General features: G+C 65.0%; 14 protein-coding genes. 12 read left to right on the forward strand and 2 right to left on the reverse strand.

Annotated features, from left to right (window positions below):
* Positions 1–114 precede the first annotated feature (114 nt).
* From BI49514_RS03960 to BI49514_RS03980, 5 genes are all read left to right on the forward strand, one after another.
* Positions 115–675 carry a hypothetical protein gene (locus tag BI49514_RS03960; protein WP_101544477.1) on the forward strand — a complete coding sequence of 187 codons (561 nt, stop codon included), beginning with the start codon at positions 115–117 and terminating at the stop codon, positions 673–675.
* A gap of 153 nt (positions 676–828) precedes the next feature.
* Positions 829–1,134: an Asp-tRNA(Asn)/Glu-tRNA(Gln) amidotransferase subunit GatC gene (gatC, locus tag BI49514_RS03965; protein ID WP_101544479.1), complete on the forward strand. Its 306-nt coding sequence runs from the start codon at positions 829–831 to the stop codon at positions 1,132–1,134.
* A gap of 1 nt (position 1,135) precedes the next feature.
* On the forward strand, positions 1,136–2,638 hold the full coding sequence (gatA, locus tag BI49514_RS03970) for an Asp-tRNA(Asn)/Glu-tRNA(Gln) amidotransferase subunit GatA (RefSeq protein ID WP_101544481.1): 1,503 nt from the start codon (positions 1,136–1,138) through the stop codon (positions 2,636–2,638).
* Positions 2,635–4,116 (forward strand): Asp-tRNA(Asn)/Glu-tRNA(Gln) amidotransferase subunit GatB, encoded by a 1,482-nt coding sequence (gatB, locus tag BI49514_RS03975; RefSeq protein ID WP_101544483.1) that lies wholly within the window; start codon positions 2,635–2,637, stop codon positions 4,114–4,116. Before gatA ends, gatB begins: the two co-directional genes overlap by 4 nt.
* Before the next feature lie 207 nt (positions 4,117–4,323).
* Positions 4,324–5,358, forward strand: a complete 1,035-nt coding sequence (locus tag BI49514_RS03980) for a hypothetical protein (protein WP_244195157.1) — start codon at positions 4,324–4,326, stop codon at positions 5,356–5,358.
* Positions 5,359–5,434: 76 nt separating this feature from the next.
* On the opposite strand, the gene def is transcribed toward BI49514_RS03980, so the two are convergent.
* Positions 5,435–6,007, reverse strand: a complete 573-nt coding sequence (def, locus tag BI49514_RS03985; RefSeq protein ID WP_208634987.1) for a peptide deformylase — start codon at positions 6,005–6,007, stop codon at positions 5,435–5,437.
* Positions 6,008–6,391: 384 nt separating this feature from the next.
* On the opposite strand from def, the gene cysK reads away from it, so the two are divergent.
* Together cysK and epsC are read left to right on the forward strand one after the other, a co-directional pair.
* Entirely contained in the window at positions 6,392–7,318 is a 927-nt protein-coding gene (gene cysK / locus BI49514_RS03990) for a cysteine synthase A (RefSeq protein ID WP_101544486.1), read from the forward strand.
* 146 nt (positions 7,319–7,464) lie between these two features.
* Positions 7,465–8,139, forward strand: a complete 675-nt coding sequence (epsC, locus tag BI49514_RS03995) for a serine O-acetyltransferase EpsC (protein WP_101544488.1) — start codon at positions 7,465–7,467, stop codon at positions 8,137–8,139.
* A 142-nt stretch (positions 8,140–8,281) separates the two neighbouring features.
* Here the strand turns inward: epsC and BI49514_RS04000 are convergent, their stop codons facing one another.
* Complete coding sequence (locus BI49514_RS04000; protein ID WP_101544490.1) at positions 8,282–9,235, reverse strand: endonuclease domain-containing protein; 954 nt, start codon at positions 9,233–9,235, stop codon at positions 8,282–8,284.
* A gap of 395 nt (positions 9,236–9,630) precedes the next feature.
* Here BI49514_RS04000 and BI49514_RS04005 point away from each other — a divergent pair, with 395 nt between their 5' ends.
* The 5 genes from BI49514_RS04005 to ilvD all read left to right on the forward strand — a co-directional run bounded on the left by BI49514_RS04005 (position 9,631) and on the right by ilvD (position 14,908).
* Positions 9,631–10,821 carry an LLM class flavin-dependent oxidoreductase gene (locus BI49514_RS04005; protein ID WP_101544493.1) on the forward strand — a complete coding sequence of 397 codons (1,191 nt, stop codon included), beginning with the start codon at positions 9,631–9,633 and terminating at the stop codon, positions 10,819–10,821.
* Positions 10,818–11,528, forward strand: coding sequence for an NAD(P)H-dependent oxidoreductase (locus BI49514_RS04010; RefSeq protein ID WP_244195156.1), 711 nt, complete (start codon positions 10,818–10,820; stop codon positions 11,526–11,528). The genes BI49514_RS04005 and BI49514_RS04010 overlap by 4 nt, the downstream gene beginning before the upstream one ends.
* 1 nt (position 11,529) lies before the next feature.
* Positions 11,530–11,994: a MarR family winged helix-turn-helix transcriptional regulator gene (locus BI49514_RS04015; protein ID WP_101544496.1), complete on the forward strand. Its 465-nt coding sequence runs from the start codon at positions 11,530–11,532 to the stop codon at positions 11,992–11,994.
* A gap of 67 nt (positions 11,995–12,061) precedes the next feature.
* Positions 12,062–13,006, forward strand: coding sequence for a 2-hydroxyacid dehydrogenase (locus BI49514_RS04020; RefSeq protein ID WP_101544499.1), 945 nt, complete (start codon positions 12,062–12,064; stop codon positions 13,004–13,006).
* 189 nt (positions 13,007–13,195) lie between these two features.
* On the forward strand, positions 13,196–14,908 hold the full coding sequence (gene ilvD / locus BI49514_RS04025) for a dihydroxy-acid dehydratase (protein ID WP_101544502.1): 1,713 nt from the start codon (positions 13,196–13,198) through the stop codon (positions 14,906–14,908).
* Positions 14,909–15,242 lie beyond the last annotated feature (334 nt).

Here is a 15,242-nt window from a genome sequence, read left to right on the forward strand (position 1 = left end):
TCGCGGGTCCTGGAGTTTCCATGGTGCGGCTGTGATTCGTTCGTGACCGAACTCGAAGTCGGGGCTCAGACTCAGCCAAGCTCAGAGACAGCTTCGAGTGGAAGAGTGTGGGACATGAGATGGATCCCCAAAGTTCTCGCCGGTACCTGCGTGGTCGTCGCCGCGGCCCTGACCGCAGTGCCGGTTACGGCGGGCCTGGCCGACCTGGTGCTGGGGCCGGGACCGAACAGCACCAAACGCAATGCGCAGCCTGAACTGACGTCCATGCGCACTCCGGCCGCCCCGGTCACCGCGCGGACCGAGGAGTCGACGATCACGCTCGCCGGCATCTCGACGGAGGATTACGAGGTCATCGAAGGCACGATCGTCGACGATTCTGCAGTCGGCACCTCGCTCACCGGCACCGCCTCGGCGAACACCGGATCGTCCGGTGCTGTCACACCGAACGGATCGGCTTTCACCACAAGTCAGGCGGCCGGCAGACTGTCAGCCGGCACGGACCTCGTCGCCGCCACCGCGGCCGACGCCCGGACCCGCATCGCCGATCTCGCCGCCGACCTCCAGGCCGGAGTCTCAGCCGGAGAGTTCACCCAGGCCGACGCCGACCGCGTCGTGGCCGACATGGCCGGATACATCCAAGGCACCCGCACCTGGCCCGAACGCTTCCCCGCCTAATAATTACTACCTGACGGCGGCCCAGCAACCTCGCGCGAGGTTGCTGGGCCGCCGTCAGGTAGTCCTGAGGGAAGGTCACAGCGCAACGGCGGGAGCGGGCCCGGGGGAGAGACTAGACTGGGGGCGAGTGAAAACGACGATGAAAGGCAGGGAATGACGGAGTCTTCCGCAATCACCCCCGAACAGGTGGAGCATCTGGCTTCACTGTCTCGGATCGCCATGAGCGACGATGAGCTGAAATCGCTCGCCGGTGATCTGAGCACAATTCTGGGAAACGTCGCCAGGGTCAACGAAGTGGCCGGCGACGATGTGCCCGCAACCAGCCACCCCATCCCGCTGACGAACGTCATGCGCCCCGACGTCGTGGGCGAGACGCTCTCCAGCGAACAGGCACTGGCCTCGGCCCCGGCCGCCGAGGACGACAAGTTCCTCGTCCCGCAGATCCTCGGAGAGGAATGAGATGACTGAACTGACGAACAAGAGCGCCCTCGAACTCGCCGCAGGACTGAAATCCGGCGAGTTCTCCTCCGTCGACGTCACACAGGCGCACCTCGACCGCATCTCCGCCACCGAGGATGACTTCAACTCCTTCATCACCGTCACCGACGAACTCGCTCTGGAGACCGCGAAGGCCGTCGACGCCAAGCGTTCCGCCGGTGAGGACCTGCACGCCCTCGCCGGTGTTCCGGTGGCGCTGAAAGACCTCGTCGTCACAGAAGGCACGCGTACGACCGCCGGGTCGAAGATGCTCGAGAACTGGGTTCCGCCCTACGAATCGACCGTGCACAACAAGGTCAAGGCCGCAGGACTGCCGGTGCTCGGCAAGACCAACCTCGACGAATTCGCCATGGGCTCGACGACGGAGCACTCGGCCTTCGGCAACACGCGCAACCCGTGGAACCTCGACCATGTGCCCGGAGGATCGTCGGGAGGCGCGGCCGCAGCGCTGGCCGGTTTCCAGGCCCCGCTGTCGGTGGGCACCGACACCGGCGGATCCGTCCGCCAGCCCGCCGCGTTCACCGGCACCGTCGGCGTCAAGCCGACCTACGGGTCGATCTCGCGCTTCGGCATCATCGCCATGGCCTCGAGCCTCGACCAGGTCGGACCGATGGGCCGAAACGTCGCCGACGCCGCAGCCCTGCACGAGCTGCTGGCCGGACATGATCCGCTCGACTCGACCTCGCTGCCCGATGAGGTCGGCGGATTCCTGAGCGCCGCCCAGACCAGCGAGCTCAAGGGCAAGAAGCTCGGTGTCATCAAGCAGCTGGCCGGTGAAGGATACCAGGACGGAGTCCGCACCGCGTTCACGGCAGCGCTGGAAACCGCTGCCGCTGCCGGAGCCGAGATCGTCGAGGTCGACTGCCCGTCGATCTCCTACGCCCTCGACGCCTACTACCTCATCATGCCCTCCGAGGTGTCTTCGAACCTCGCCCGCTATGACGGCATGCGCTACGGCCTGCGCGTCGAACCGGAATCCGGTCCCGTCACCGCCGAGACCGTCATGTCGGCCACTCGTGCCGCAGGCTTCGGATCGGAGGTCAAGCGCCGCATCATCCTCGGCACCTACGCTCTGTCGGCCGGCTACTACGACGCCTACTACGGTTCGGCGCAGAAGATCCGCACCCTGGTCCAGAACGACTTCGCGAAGGCCTTCGCCGACTGCGACGTCCTCGTGTCCCCGACGACCCCGACGACCGCACTGAAGTTCGGTGCGGAGAAGGCCGCCGACCCGATGTCCCTCTACCTCGGCGACGTGGCGACGATCCCGGCGAACCTCGCCGGCATACCCGGTCTGTCCCTGCCCGCTGGCCTGGCCGATGGTCTGCCCGTCGGCTTCCAGATCCTGGCTCCGGCCCGTGAGGACATCAAGCTCTACGAGGTGGCCGGACCACTGGAAGCCGCACTAGAATCCGACGGCGGACGCGTGCTCGACACTCTCGCGGAAGGACTGAACGCCAAGTGAAATACGAAGACGCGATCAAGAAATACGATCCGGTCATCGGCATCGAGGTCCACGTCGAACTCGGCACCGCGACCAAGATGTTCGACGCCGCCCCCAACACCTTCGGCGGGGGACCGAACACGAACGTGACCCCCACTTCCCTCGGGCTGCCCGGGTCCCTGCCCGTGGTCAACGAGAAGGGGGTGGAGTACGCGATCAAGATCGGTCTGGCACTCGGCTGCGAGATCGCCGAAACCTGCCGGTTCGCCCGCAAGAACTACTTCTACCCGGACGTGCCCAAGGACTTCCAGACCAGCCAGTCCGATGAGCCCATCGCGGCCGAAGGCCAGGTCGAGGTCGAGCTCGAAGACGGCACCTTCGTGACCGTCCCCGTCGAGCGAGCTCACATGGAGGAAGACGCCGGCAAGAACACCCACGTGGGAGGGGCCACCGGCCGCATCCAGGGCGCCGACCATTCCCTCGTCGACTACAACCGTGCCGGTGTGCCGCTCGTGGAGATCGTCACCCACCCGATCACCGGGACGGGGGAGCGGGCCGCCGAGGTGGCCGCCGCCTATGTGCGGACCCTGAGGGACATCTTCCGCGCCCTCGACGTCTCCGAAGCGCGCATGGAACAGGGCAATGTCCGCGCCGACGTCAACGTATCCCTGCGGGAGAATCCCGAGGCACCGCTGGGCACCCGTACGGAGACGAAGAACGTCAACTCCTTCCGCTCGATCGAACGCGCAGTGCGCTTCGAGATCGCCCGCCAGGCGACCCTCCTCGAGGCGGGGGAGAAGGTCGTCCAGGAGACCCGTCACTTCCACGAGGAGACCGGAGAGACCTCCTCGGGGCGTCCGAAGTCCGACGCCGACGACTACCGGTACTTCCCCGAGCCCGACCTCGTCCCGCTGCAGCCGTCCCGAGAATGGGTCGAGGAGCTGCGGGCGAGCCTGCCCGAGCTGCCGGCGCAGAAGCGCCGCCGCCTCCTCGGGGAATGGAAGTTCTCCGACCTGGAGATGCGCGACATCGTCAACGCTGGACTTCTCGAAGCCATCGAGGACACCGTCACCGCCGGTGCGAAGCCGGCCGCGGCACGCAAGTGGTGGACCGGTGAGGTCGCCCGCCTGGCCAACCAGGAGGACAAGCACCCCACCGAGATCGTCACACCCGCACAGGTGGCAGGACTCGTCGATCTCATCAACGAGGGCAAGCTCAACGACAAGCTGGCCAAGGATGTGCTCACCGGAGTCGTCGCCGGCGAAGGCGAGCCCGCCGAGGTGATGAAGGCCCGCGACCTCGAAATCGTCGAGGACACCGGTGCACTCGAAGCCGCCGTCGAGGAGGCCATCGCGGCCAACCCCGATGTGGTCGAGAAGATCAAGGGCGGAAAGATGCAGGCCATCGGCGCGCTCATGGGCCCGATCATGAAGGCCACTCGCGGACAGGCCGATGCCGGAAAGGCCAAGAACCTCATCCTCGCCAAGTTGGGCGTCTGAGTCCAGGTCCGACTCCGATCCTGGTCGACGCCGGCGCCTGACAGCGCCGAGCAGGACTCAGGATTGATCCAGCCACACCCTCTAGACTGTGCGTCCAAGGGAACCGATCGGTTCTCCAAGCACAGCGGAGGGTGTGGCTGTTCGCATTCCCCGCAGCAGATGGCCCGCAGGGCCGAGTGTGTGACCCACACGCATGGAGGTGAAACGGTGTCTGAGTGGAAGTCGCTGTGGAAGAGCGAATGCGGTAAGTCCGCCCCGATCTATCGTGTGCTGGTGCCCGAGAGTGTCAACGAGGCAGTGCTGCGGGCCTGGAATGCGCGCGGTTACCGCTACTCCGCCGGAGCACCGAGCGCCATGATGCTCAGCGGCGGGATGAGCCGGAACTTCTTCCGCTCCAGTGCCCTGTTCAAAGGCGGAACCGCTGCTGGCACCGCTGTCACCGCTGGTTTCGCAGCCCCTGGGGGACTGGCGCTGGTCTCGGGGTTCGCCGATGCGGCACTGACCTTCGGCGGGATGGGCGCGGCCACAGCCTTGGGCACCGGAATCTTCGCCGCCGTCACCGGCCCCAAATACCTGCGTGATCCGAAGCGACTGAGCCGCAAGAACCGGCGCAAGGTCTCAGGCGCCCAGTGGGTGACTCCGGCCAGTCTCGGCTATCTGCCCGGGCGCAAGGAGGGCCGGGACACCGACGAGCAGCGTCTGTTCCATCTCGCCGTCACAATCGCTCGCAAGATCGTGCGCACCCGCGCGTGGACCCACCCGATCCTCAAAGACCACGTGTCCCGCGTCGACCTCGACCATGCTGTGGCCTCCATCGGAGTGCGGCTGCAGGAACTCGTCAGCCTGCGCGAGGAGATCGAAGGCATCCGCGATGCGGGAACCGCGAAGTCGGTGGAGACCTATCTGTCGAAGCTGGCCGTCGCATTCTCGTCGATGGCCCGCCGCGTGGAGTCGATGCACGAATACTACGAGCGCCTCCTCGAACTCGACCAGCAGCTGATGCTGCTGCACAACTCCGAACGCTCCCGCGAGCTCGGCGATCGGGTGCTCGACGTGCTGTCTCGCACCGCAGCTGATGATTCAGCCGATTGGCAGTTCAGGGAGCTGCGCATCGATGCGGATTCGCAGTCGTCGATCATCTCCGGGCTCGTCGCCGAACTCGACCAGACTGCCGATGATTTCGACGACTTCGACTCCCGCTTGGCTGCGGCTCAAAAGTCCGTGGACGAACTCGAGGCTTGAGTTCGGCCCTGGTTCAGTGGTCGGCCGATCCTGGTTCGCCGACGTGTCTCAGCTCGTCGGCCCGCCCGCTCCCGGCTCAGTGACCGAAGGGATCGGGGTCGACTCCCGGCATCCAGGACAGGCCCGGCTGATCATAGCCGTGAGCCTCCTGGGCCTTCTTCCACTTCTTCGACCACCGCTTGTCGAGGCGGTCGACGTAGAGGGTGCCCTGCAGGTGGTCGTATTCGTGCTGCATTATGCGGGCGAACCACCCGTCAGCGCTCAGGGTCACCGGTTCGCCTTTCTCGTCGAAGCCGTTGACGGTGACCCTGTCGGCACGTTTGAGGGGGAAATCGAGACTCGGAACCGACAGGCATCCTTCGGTCTCATCGTCGGGATCGGGACGGGTGTCGGGAACCTTCGAGGCAATGAGCACGGGATTGACGAAGGTGCCGCGACGACGCACACCATAGTCATCGTCGGCGTTGAACACGAAGATGGACTTGCCGACACCGATCTGCGGTGCGGCCAGTCCGACACCGTTGCTGGCGTCGAGCGTCTCGTGCATGTCTGCGACGAGTTCGGCAAGGTCTTCGTCGAACTCGGTGATCTTCTCGGCACGACGATGCAGAACGGGCTCGCCGTAGACGACGATGGGATGAATAGCCATGAGGACAATCGTATCGGTCACCTGAGACCGTCTCAGACTCCGCCCGATCGCAGCGCTCGGGCGCGATCTCGGGGGGAGGGCCGCCTCGGTGATCGTGTCCACCGATTGCTCAGCGGTTGATCGCATCCCGCGCTCAAGTGGGTGGATGGATATGCGGCTATCTCGGGTATGTGATAGGTGTTGTCATAAAGTTTCGCCCCCAGCGAACACAGATTGTTGAGCAACATATCTGGGAACACGTTCAGGGTCGGCGTGGTTATGATGAGGGCAAGCCGTCTCGGACCACGAGATGAAAGCTGTCGCTCAACCCTTGCCGGAACAGCTCTGCCGAGTGGTGAGAGGCCTGTGACGGCGGGTGCACACAGAAGCGTGAAAGGACTTACTTTGACCATCTTCAACAACGTCTCCGATCTGGTCGGCCGTACTCCGCTGATCCGCGTCAACAAGGCCAGCGAGCGCTCCGGTGCCGAAATCGTTGCGAAGCTCGAATCGTACAACCCGGGCAACTCCGTCAAGGACCGCATCGGTGTGGCGATGATCGACGCAGCCGAGAAGTCCGGCGAACTGCAGCCCGGCGGCACGATTGTCGAAGCCACCTCCGGCAACACCGGCATCGCTCTGGCGATGGTCGGCACCTCCCGCGGCTACAAGGTCAAGCTGACGATGCCCGAGTCGATGTCGAAGGAACGTCGCGCTCTGCTGCGCGCCTTCGGTGCCGAACTCGTCCTCACCGACAAGGCCGACGGAATGAAGGGCGCTGTCGCCAAGGCCGAGGAGCTCGCCGCAGGCGGTGCCGTTCTCGTGCGCCAGTTCGAGAACCAGGCAAACGCTGAGATCCACAAGGCCACCACCGGCCCCGAGATCCTCGCTGACACCGACGGCAAGGTCGACATCTTCGTCGCCGGCATCGGCACCGGCGGCACCATCACCGGCGCAGGCGCCGCCCTGCGCGAGGCCAACCCGGATGTGAAGATCGTCGCCGTCGAGCCCGCCGCCTCGCCGCTTCTGACCGAAGGCAAGGCCGGACCGCACGCGATCCAGGGACTCGGTGCGAACTTCGTGCCGAAGGTGCTCAACACCGAGATCTACGACGAGGTCGCCACCGTCGACAACGATGCGGCCATCGAGCGCGCCCGTGAGGTCGCGAAGGAAGAGGGCCTGCTCGTGGGCATCTCCTCTGGTGCCGCACTGGCGGCCGCCGAGGCAGTCGCCGCACGCCCGGAGAACGCCGGCAAGCGCGTCGTCGTCATCCTCCCCGACTTCGGTGAGCGCTACCTGTCGACACCGCTGTTCTCCGAATACCTCGACTGACATCGAGTGATCAGCGTGAGGGCGTCAGACTTCGGTTTGGCGCCCTCGCTGTCTGAGGAGTTCTGCGTCAGAGAGGCGTGGGAATTCTTTCGACCGGATCCGACTTGCACGAGATAGACCGAGACTGATGAGCAAGGGAGTCAACGATGAAGGCACTGTGGGCAACGGCCGCGGCCGCCGTGGGTGCGGCAGCCTATGGACTGAGCCGACCCGGTGTGCGCGAGACGCTCAAAGAAGACCTTGAGACCGTGAAGCGACGCGACCCGGCGGCACGCAATGATTTCGTCTCCCTGGTCTCCTACCCCGGCATGCACGCCATCTGGGCGCACCGCGGACTGCACCGGCTGTGGCAGCACGACGCGGGAAAGGTACCGGCTCGACTGATGTCCCAGCTCGTGCGGACGCTGACCGGGGTCGAGATCCATCCGGGAGCGGAGATCGGGCGTCGATTCTTCATCGACCATGCCAACGGCGTCGTCATCGGCGAGACCTCGGAAATCGGCGACGACGTCATGCTCTACCACCAGGTCACGCTCGGCGGCACGTCGATGGCGCAGACGAAGCGCCACCCGACGATCGGCAACCATGTGCTCGTCGGGGCCGGCGCGAAGATCCTCGGCCCGGTCGTCGTCGGCGACAATTCCGCGGTCGGAGCCAACGCGGTCGTCGTCAAGGACGTCCCGGCCGACTCGAGTGCCGTGGGCATCCCCGCAACTGTGCGCTCGAAGAAGAAGGACGGGGCCGCCTCGGCGAAGGAAGGGGCCGAAGCCTCGACGAAGCGCCCGGACTTCGTCCTCGAGGACCCGGCCCTCTGGATCTGAGGCTCTCGCAACTTCTGTCTGTGCGCATCTTCCTCCGGTGCGCGTACCCCTCGCGATGAGGGTTCGGTGTCTCCTGCGGGTGGATCCATCGTGATAAGTGCAGAGATATCGATCTGGATCCACCCGCAGGAGACGGTTGTTCTCAATGTGACAGCTTTCGTTCGGCCATGAGGTGTCTCAGCCGTCTGGCGAACGAGTCCATATCGCTGCGCTTCGCCACCCTCAGAAGCACCCACCCTTCGGCCTCGAGCAGTTCCCGGCGACGTATGTCCTGTGCATACTGCCCAGGCGACGATCGGTGATGGTCGCCTTCGTACTCGATCGCGATCCGCAGCTCTGGGTAGCCGAGATCGGGGTGAAGCACGCAGCCGTCGATCGCGCTGCAGACGGCGGGGTGCACCACTGGTTCGGGGAAGTCGTGATCGGTCAGCCAGAGGCGCAGCCAGGTCTCCTGCGGCGACTCGACTGTCGGTCGAACGAGAGCGAGCGCCTTTCGTGCCTTGCGGCGTTGTGGAACTCGGGGAAGATTGTCGATGTCCGAGAGTAACCGTTCGATGGTGATGTAGGGGCCGCTGGCCTGTCTGCCGGTCGCGGCATCGCAGAGGGCTACCAGTTCGTTGAGGCTGAGCAGCGGTGTGAGTGAGGCGACGAGGCGAGGAATGGTGACGAGCGGCAGTCTCAGGAGATCGATCCATTCGGTTGCCAGCCTCGTCGGTCGGCTGACGACGAGGCCGGGGCGTTTGATGCGCTGGCCGCGCGTAGGTGTGGCGACGTAGATGTTTCTGTCTTTGATCTGACTCGGCAGCGGAAGTCCATACAGGCGTGCTGCCGTCAGGTGGTCCGCGGCCAAGGCGGGGTGGAGTCTGCGAATGCCGGTCATATACATCCAGGTCTTGAGCCATTCATGGTCGGCCCATTGCGGTGTCGGCGCGTCGGTCAGTGATTCGGTGTCGACCCAGATACCGCGGAAGATCTGGATGAAGCGATCGTGCTCAGTCAGTGCATAGGCCGAGATGCCCCGCTCGGCTGCTTCGGCGGCGGTGAAAGGCAGGGGCACAGATTTGAAGACGACACTCTGTTTCGTTGATTGCCACATGCCGCCAAGACTCCGCATGCGGAAGTCCTGTGTCGAGGTTCGCGATGTCTCTTGTGGATAGTTTTCTGGCGTAGGTGCGGTTGTGGGTGTGAGTCGATCCTCGCGGAACCGGTGTTCAGACGGCTTCGCTCCCGTGCTGCCCACAGGTGGAAGTGTCGCAGTCGACTTCATGCGGATCCTGATGAGCGACAGCCAGCGTGTCTCCTCCGGGTGGATCCATCCCGAAATCGAAAGCAGGATCGCGGCGGATCCGCCCACAGGAAACACTTCACTCGGGACGGGAGTACTTTTGCGACCACTTCTGTTAAGATTTCAACTAGTTACTTCAAAATTGAAGCTAGTCCAATCGGCCGGGCGACCGCGAGAACCGCAGCAGCCCAGATGCAGGAGGCGTCATGGAATTCGGAATCTTCACCATCGGGGATGTCACCACTGACCCCACCGACGGCACTACTGTCAGCGAGAACCAGCGGATCAAGAACACCGTCGAGATCGCCAAGAAGGCTGAAGAGGTCGGCCTCGACGTCTTCGCTACTGGGCAGCACCACAACCCGCCGTTCGTGGCTCCGGCCAACCCGCCGGTCCTGCTGGCCAACATCGCCGCACAGACGGAGAGGCTCGAACTCTCCACGGCGACCACGCTCATCACCACGACCGATCCCGTGCGCATCGCCGAAGACTACTCCTACGCGCAGCACCTCTCCGACGGTCGCATCAGTCTGATCATGGGCCGCGGCAACACCGGTCCCGTCTACCCGTGGTTCGGCAAGGACATCCGTGCCGGCATCCCGCTGGCGGTCGAGAACTACAACCTGCTCTACCGTCTCTGGCGTGAGAAGAACCTCGATTGGGAAGGCAAGTTCCGCACGCCGCTCAACGGCTTCACCGTCACCCCGACCCCGCTGGACGAAGTGCCGCCGTTCGTCTGGCACGGATCGATCCGCAGCCCCGAGGTCGCCGAACAGGCCGCCTACTACGGCGACGGGTTCTTCCACAACAACATCTTCTGGCCGACCTCGCACACCGCGCGGATGATTCAGCTCTACCGTCAGCGCTATGAGTACTACGGCCACGGAACGGCCAGCCAGGCGATCGTCGGCCTCGGCGGTCAGGTATTCATGCGCAAGAACTCCCAGGACGCCGTCCGCGAGTTCCGTCCCTACTTCGACAACGCCCCGGTCTACGGCCACGGGCCCAGCCTCGAGGACTTCTCGACGCAGACTCCGCTGACCGTCGGGTCACCCCAGCAGGTCATCGAGCGCACCCTGAGCTTCCGCGACTGGGCCGGCGACTACCAGCGCCAGCTTTTCCTCATCGACCATGCCGGCCTGCCGCAGAAGACCGTGCTCGAACAGCTCGACCTCCTCGGCGAAGAGGTCATCCCGGTGCTGCGCGAGGAGTTCGCCAAGGGGCGTCCCGCCGACGTCCCCGATGCGCCGACCCACGAATCGCTGGTCATCCGTCGCCGCGAAGGTCGCGACCCGATCCCCGGTGGTGGAGAAGGCTCGCGTGCCTTCGAAGACCGCCAGGCCCGCGCCGCTGAAGCTGCCCAGAACTCTGCCAAGGAAGGGGGTGACCAAGCATGACGAAGACGATGAACATCGTGGCCGTGACCACCTCGCTGAGCGAGGACTCGACCACGCTCAAGCTCGCGAACCGGATCCTCGGTCAGGCCGCCTCGGCGGGGGAATCGGTGGGCATCGACGTGACCACGGACGTCATCAACGTCCGCAGCCTCGCCACCGCGCTGACCGATATGACCCTGACCGGGTTCCGGTCCGAAGCGTTGGAGCAGGCCTTCGCGACCATCGCCGCCGCCGATGCGATCGTCACCGTCGCACCGGTGTACAAGGCCGCCCCCGTCGGCCTGCACACCCTGTTCTGGCAGCTCGTCGACGACAAGGCGCTGAGCCGCAAACCCGTGCTCATCGCCTCCACCGGCGGAACCGCCCGCCATTCGCTGGCCGGGGACGCGGTGCTGCGGCCGATGCTGTCCTACCTCAAGGGCATCGTCGTGCCCACCACGGTGTTCGCCGCGACCGACGACTGGGGAACCGTCGAAGGCGGCCGCGCGCTGACCGCCCGGATCCGTCAGGCGGGGGAGGAGCTCGTGTCCCTGAGTGCAACGATCATCGGGGCCGGAAATGACGACCTCGCCGAGGTGGCCGACCCCGATTCGCACGCAGGTGCAGGGGCGGGCGCGACCGGGGGCACCTCCTCGGCGAATCGCGGAATCGTCGACGAATTCGCCCCGGCGAACGTCACTCCCTTCGCGCAGCTGCTCGAGGGCTGAGATGACGGAGATCAGATTCGGGCTCGGCAGGGAGACGCTGGCGCAGAATGCGTGGCGGACCTATTTCGAGACTTCGCAGCGTCTCCGTCAGGCCCTCGAGGTCCAGCTCAAGGACGATGCGGGGCTCGACGTCAGCGACTACAACACTCTGCTCCTGCTGTGGGAAGCGCCGGAGCGGACGCTGACGATGAGCGCACTGGCGAAGAAGCTCGTCTTCTCGCCGTCGCGGCTGAACTACCGGATCAAGGTCCTCGTCGACGCGGGGCTGGTGACGAAGACTCAGTGTCCCGGGGACGGGCGTGCTCACAATGTGGCGCTGACCGAGGCAGGGGCCCGGGCGTTCCTGTCCGCCGGCTCTCAGCACAAGAGCTATGTCGACGAGGTCTTCTTCGATCATGTCAGCGACGCCGAGCTCGAAGTGATTGAGGCCGTCTTCACTCGGATCGGGAAAGCGCTGCCCGAGTGACGAGGCCCGTCATCTCAGAGTGACGAAGCCCTCGGCACCGGGCAGGGCTGCGTGCCACAATGAGGGCATGTCCATCACCACAATCGCCTTCCCGAACTCCGAGCTCCGCAACCGTGTGATCGCTCGGATCCCCGCTCACCAGCGCGCCAACGTCGACCTCGTCGTCTTCTCCGACGCCGAACGGTCGGCCAAGCTCAGCCGTGACGATGTCGACGTCGTGATCCTGCCGTACCTGAATTCTGGGCCGACGATCGAGCTGCTCGACGAGCTGCCCAACCTGCGCCTCGTCATCACGCAGACGACCGGATACGACCCCGTCGCCCACCTGCCCGAGCGTGGAATCCAGGTCGCGACCGCCTCCGGTGTGCACACCGGAGGCACCGCCGAGCTCGCGGTGGCACTGACCCTGGCCAGTCTGCGTGGAATCGACGACGCCGTGCGCTCGCAGGTCTCGCGGGTATGGGAACATCAGCGTTACCGCTCGCTGCAGGACCGACGGGTGATGATCATCGGCGTCGGCGAGATCGGCTCGGCCATCGCCGACCGCTTCGACCCCTTCGAGGTCCAGCTCACCCGCGTCGCCTCGACCGCACGTGAGGATGAGCGCGGGAAGATCCACGGCGTCGACGAGCTGCCGGAACTTCTGCCCCACACCGAGGTGGTCGTGCTCATCACTCCGCTCAACGAGGGCACCCACCGCCTCGTCGATGAGAAGTTCCTCAGCCTGCTTCCCGACAATGCGCTCATCGTCAACGTCGCCCGCGGCAAGGTCGTCGATACGGACGCACTCGTAGCAGAGCTCGCCACGGGCCGACTCCATGCCGCACTCGACGTCACCGACCCGGAGCCGCTGCCGCGCAACCACGCGCTGTGGGGCACCCCGAACACCCTCATCACACCCCATGTCGGAGGTGACACCTCGGCGTTCGAACCACGGGTCGTGAAGATCCTCGCCGAGCAGGTCAGGCGGATCAACGACGGTGAGCAGCCGGTCAACCTCATCAAGGCCTGAGATGCCGTGAGCTGGGGCCCGAGGCGCAGCGAACCGCGGGCCTGAGTCGCCGGCAATAGGTCACGCGAATCTGACCTAAGCAGGGCCGGAACACAGCCTCGCGGTCGGACTCTCGCATGGTTCCCACAAGAGGTTCCACCATGCGAGAGTCCGGCGTGCGGATGCTGAAATCGGGCGTAGCATGCCTGCATGAGCATCGATACAGACAACACCACTCCCGACATCAAACCCCGTTCTCGCGATGTCACGGATGGCCTCGAAGCCACCGCCGCGCGCGGAATGCTGCGCGCCGTCGGCATGGGCGACGACGACTGGGTGAAGCCGCAGGTCGCGATCGCGACCTCGTGGAATGAGATCACCCCCTGCAACATGTCGCTGCAGCGTCTCGGTTCGGCTGCCAAGGAAGGCGTCCACGAGGCCGGTGGCTTCCCCCTGGAATTCGGCACCATCTCCGTCTCGGACGGAATCTCGATGGGCCACGAGGGAATGCACTACTCGCTGGTCTCCCGCGAGGTCATCACTGACTCCGTGGAGACCGTGATGAGCGCCGAACGCCTCGACGGCTCCGTGCTCATGGCCGGCTGCGACAAGTCGATCCCCGGAATGCTCATGGCCTCCGCCCGCCTCGGGCTCTCGAGCGTCTTCCTCTACAACGGTTCGATCATGCCCGGAACCGCGAAGATGGAGGATGGCTCGGAGAGGGAAGTCACCCTCATCGACGCCTTCGAAGCCGTCGGCGCCTGCCGTGCGGGCACCATGTCCCAGAAGGATGTCGACGCCATCGAGCGGGCCGTCTGCCCTGGTGAGGGTGCCTGTGGCGGAATGTACACCGCGAACACGATGGCTTCGGCCGCCGAGGCCATGGGCATGTCCCTGCCGGGTTCGGCCGCTCCGCCGGCCATCCACCGCAACCGCACGATGTTCGCCCGCAAGTCGGGTGAGGCTGTCGTCAATATGCTGCGCCAGGGCATCACCACGAAGGACATCATCACCCGCGAATCGCTGCACAATGCGATCGCCGTGGTCATGGCCTTCGGCGGTTCGACGAACGCGGTTCTCCACCTGCTGGCCATCGCCCACGAGGCGGGAGTGGAACTCGCGCTCGATGACTTCAACCGCATCGGAGACAAGGTTCCGCACCTGGGCAACGTCAAGCCCTTCGGCCAGTACGTGATGAATGATGTCTTCAAGATCGGCGGCGTGCCCGTGATCATGAAGGCCCTCCTCGACGCCGGTCTGCTCAACGGCGACTGCCTGACCGTGACGGGCAAGACCGTGGCCGAGAACCTCGAGTCGATCAACCCGCCGGACCCGGACGGGAAGATCCTGCGCGCGCTCAACAACCCGATCCACGCCACCGGCGGCCTCACCGTGCTGCAGGGATCGCTGGCGCCTGAAGGCGCCGTCGTGAAGTCCGCGGGCTTCGACGCCGACGTCTTCGAAGGCACCGCTCGCGTCTTCGACCAGGAGCAGCCGGCGATGGACGCCGTGCTGAACGGAGAGCTGAAGAAGGGCGACGTCGTCGTCATCCGCTATGAAGGACCCAAGGGCGGACCCGGAATGCGCGAGATGCTCGCGATCACCGGCGCCATCAAGGGCGCGGGCATCGGCAAGGACGTCCTGCTGCTCACCGATGGTCGCTTTTCCGGCGGTTCGACCGGTCTGTGCATCGGCCACATCGCCCCCGAGGCGGTCGACGGCGGTCCGATCGCGCTCGTCGAGGACGGGGACAAGATCACCGTCGACATCGCGGCTCGTTCGATCGAACTCCACGTCGACGAAGAGGTGCTGGCCGAGCGTCGCAAGTCCTGGACGCTACCCGAAAACCACCGTCTCACCGGTGTGCTCGGCAAGTACGCAAAGCTCGTGCAGTCGGCGTCGAAGGGCGCGGTCTGCTTCTGACCCACCTCAAGGTCCGTTGCTGATTCCGCTCACCTTCGTGTGACGCTCAGCAATACGGTGCGGTTCCCCCATCGCCGAGGCGGTGCAGACTCAAGTCTGCACCGCCTCGGCGATTTCGGTGCGCAACGTTCCCGAAGGCAGCACTGACCGTTCCGACCCGGCGACACGAGACTGCAGTCACCGAAAAGTTACTTCGGCGTGTCGCGCGGATTTCCGGGGGACACGGCGCCTTGTCGCAATCAATACTGCAAGGGAGGTTTGTGCAACAGGTCACATGGGGATACAGTGCGATTTACGTTCAGTCTTCTGTGATGAATCATTGATGGTTCACTCA

Source organism: Brevibacterium iodinum ATCC 49514, assembly GCF_900169265.1.
In the GTDB taxonomy this organism is placed as follows: Bacteria; Actinomycetota; Actinomycetes; order Actinomycetales; family Brevibacteriaceae; genus Brevibacterium; species Brevibacterium iodinum.

Excerpts from the sequence above, each read along its gene's own strand:
- ilvD (WP_101544502.1), top strand. The coding sequence starts at position 13,196 with ATGAGCATCGATACAGACAACACCACTCCCGACATCAAACCCCGTTCT.
- epsC (WP_101544488.1), top strand. The coding sequence starts at position 7,465 with ATGAAGGCACTGTGGGCAACGGCCGCGGCCGCCGTGGGTGCGGCAGCC.
- BI49514_RS04000 (WP_101544490.1), bottom strand. The coding sequence starts at position 9,235 with ATGTGGCAATCAACGAAACAGAGTGTCGTCTTCAAATCTGTGCCCCTG.
- gatC (WP_101544479.1), top strand. The coding sequence starts at position 829 with ATGACGGAGTCTTCCGCAATCACCCCCGAACAGGTGGAGCATCTGGCT.
- BI49514_RS04010 (WP_244195156.1), top strand. The coding sequence starts at position 10,818 with ATGACGAAGACGATGAACATCGTGGCCGTGACCACCTCGCTGAGCGAG.
- gatA (WP_101544481.1), top strand. The coding sequence starts at position 1,136 with ATGACTGAACTGACGAACAAGAGCGCCCTCGAACTCGCCGCAGGACTG.
- BI49514_RS04005 (WP_101544493.1), top strand. The coding sequence starts at position 9,631 with ATGGAATTCGGAATCTTCACCATCGGGGATGTCACCACTGACCCCACC.
- def (WP_208634987.1), bottom strand. The coding sequence starts at position 6,007 with ATGGCTATTCATCCCATCGTCGTCTACGGCGAGCCCGTTCTGCATCGT.
- BI49514_RS04015 (WP_101544496.1), top strand. The coding sequence starts at position 11,530 with ATGACGGAGATCAGATTCGGGCTCGGCAGGGAGACGCTGGCGCAGAAT.
- BI49514_RS03960 (WP_101544477.1), top strand. The coding sequence starts at position 115 with ATGAGATGGATCCCCAAAGTTCTCGCCGGTACCTGCGTGGTCGTCGCC.
- BI49514_RS04020 (WP_101544499.1), top strand. The coding sequence starts at position 12,062 with ATGTCCATCACCACAATCGCCTTCCCGAACTCCGAGCTCCGCAACCGT.